The organism is Pseudomonas sp. K5002 (assembly GCF_013386655.1).
In the GTDB taxonomy this organism is placed as follows: Bacteria; Pseudomonadota; Gammaproteobacteria; order Pseudomonadales; family Pseudomonadaceae; genus Aquipseudomonas.
This window is the reverse complement of the sequence record NZ_JACARK010001168.1, coordinates 1-2228: the sequence shown is the minus strand read 5'-3', so window position 1 is coordinate 2228 and position 2228 is coordinate 1. Positions and strand designations below refer to the sequence as shown.

Here is a 2228-nt window from a genome sequence, read left to right as displayed (position 1 = left end):
GCAACACCGCGTCCACATCCTGCAACGCCTGGGCCGGCGTGCTGCGGAATACGCGTTTGCCGACAAAACGCTGCATGTCCACCGGCGTGCTGCTGACCAGCAATACCCACTCGGCGGCTTCAAGGGTGGCCGCCGACAATTGGCGTTCCGGATGCTGCACGTCGACCACTTCGACGCTGGTGCTCCAGCCCTGGCGTTGCGCGGCGGCATCCAGCAAGCGGGCGCACAGCACACTGGTGACCATGCCGTTCGGGCAGGCAGTAACAATGGCTAACTTCATGACCAACCCTCTTATTGTTCTGTCAGCGGGCGCACGTGGACGCCGCTCTGCAAAGTCTCAAGCTGCGCTTCGTCGGTGATGCCAAAGCCGATCTGCGTGACCGCCATCGCGGCAATGGCGGTGGCGCGGCCCAGGGTCTGCTCCGGCGTATCGCCACTGAGCAAACCGTGAAGCATCCCGGCCAGCAGCGAGTCGCCGGCGCCTACGGTACTGGCCACGGTTACCTTGGGCGGGGTAGCGTGCAGCGCCGTTTCCGGGCTGTACCAGCTCACGCCTGCGGCACCGTCGGAGACCACCACATGCTCAACACCTTGCCGATGCAGTTGGCGGATGGCATCTGTGGAATGACCAAGGGCATCGGCCAGTTCTTCGGTATTGGGTTTGACCAGCCACGGGCCGGCGTTCAATCCAGCGCGCAGCGCTTCGCCGCTGGTGTCCAGGGCGACTTTCAAGCCGAGGTTTTTCAGTTGCTGCAGCAGGCCCTGGAACCACTGAGGGGTGATGCCGCGTGGCAGGCTGCCGGCCACGACGACGGCGTCGTAGCCGGGAGCAATCCGCGCCAGTTGCTCAAGCAGTGCGTGTTGCGCCTGCTCGCTGACCAACGGGCCCGGCGCATTGACATCCGTGACCCGCCCATCCTGCTCGGCGATCTTGATATTGCTGCGGGTTTCTCCCGGCACCCGAATAAACGCATCGGTAAAACCACGACGGGCAATCAGCATCTCGAATGCCTGGGGATTGTCCTCACCAAGAAAGCCGCCCACGGTCACCTGATGACCAAGGTCGGCCAGCACCTGGGCCACGTTCACACCCTTGCCGGCAGCGTGGGTGATCATCGCTTCGCTGCGATTGACCTCGCCCGGTTCCAGGCGCGCCAGGCGCACCGTCAGGTCCAACGCCGGGTTCAGCGTCAGGCTTAAAATCCTTGCCATTTACACGGCCTCCACAAGCGCACGCACTTCGGCGGGGGAACCCACCGCCAGGGCTTTTTGTGCCAGGCCCTGGGCCTCGCTCAGACTGAATTCACGCACCCGAGCCTTGACCTCGGGAATGCTGCGCGCCGAGACGCTCAGCTCATCCACTCCCAGGCCGATCAGCACCGGAACTGCCAACGGGTCGGCTGCCAGCTCGCCGCACACGCCGACCCATTTGCCATGGGCATGGGCGGCGCGCACGGTGATGTCGATCAGTTGCAACACCGCCGGATGCAGGCCGTCAGCCTGGGCCGACAGCGTCGGATGGCCACGGTCGATGGCCAAGGTGTATTGGGTCAGGTCGTTGGTGCCGACGCTGAAGAAGTCCACTTCCTTGGCCAGTACCGGCGCCAGCAACGCGGCCGACGGCACTTCGATCATGATCCCCAGTTGCAGGTCGGCCACCGGGATTTCCAGGCGCAGGCGCTCGGTCATGTCCCGGGCCTGGCGCCACTCGTCAACACTGCCAACCATCGGGAACATGATGCGCAGTGGACGGTTGTCTGCCGAACGCAACAGTGCGCGCAATTGCGCTTCCATGATCTGCGGGCGTTGCAGGGTCAGGCGAATGCCGCGCACGCCGAGGAAGGGGTTTTCTTCCTTGGCGATCGGCCAGTACGGCAGCGGTTTGTCGCCGCCCACATCAAGGGTGCGTACCACCAGCGGCCGGCCGCCCAGGCCGTCGAGCACGCGGCGGTATTCGGCTTCCTGGGTGGCTTCGTCGGGCGCCTGTTTGTGGGCCATGAAAATCAGTTCGGTGCGTAACAGACCGATGCCTTCGGCACCCTGTTCCACTGCGCTGGCAACCCCGGCGCTTTCGCCGATATTGGCGAACACTTCGACGGCATGGCCATCGCGGGTCAGCGCCGGTTCATGGCGTTGCGCGGCGGCGGCTTGCAGGCGTTGTTCGCGGGTGTCGCGTTCGACGGTGGCGCGCTGCAAGGTGGCGGCGTCGGCGTCCACATGCAGGCGAC

General features: G+C 64.9%; 3 protein-coding genes. All 3 read right to left on the bottom strand.

Annotated features, from left to right (window positions below):
- Nucleotides 1-280 (bottom strand): PTS fructose transporter subunit IIB (locus tag HX846_RS34510; RefSeq protein WP_306173195.1); only part of this gene is annotated, 280 nt, incomplete at its 3' end.
- Nucleotides 281-291: 11 nt separating this feature from the next.
- Nucleotides 292-1212 carry a 1-phosphofructokinase gene (gene pfkB / locus HX846_RS34505; protein WP_003215949.1) on the bottom strand — a complete coding sequence of 307 codons (921 nt, stop codon included), beginning with the start codon at nucleotides 1210-1212 and terminating at the stop codon, nucleotides 292-294.
- Nucleotides 1213-2228: phosphoenolpyruvate--protein phosphotransferase (gene ptsP / locus HX846_RS34500; protein WP_178967183.1), on the bottom strand; the 1016-nt coding region annotated here is incomplete at its 5' end.

Bases quoted from the DNA above. Each gene is read 5' to 3' on its own strand.
- pfkB (WP_003215949.1), bottom strand. From the start codon at position 1,212: ATGGCAAGGATTTTAAGCCTGACGCTGAACCCGGCGTTGGACCTGACG.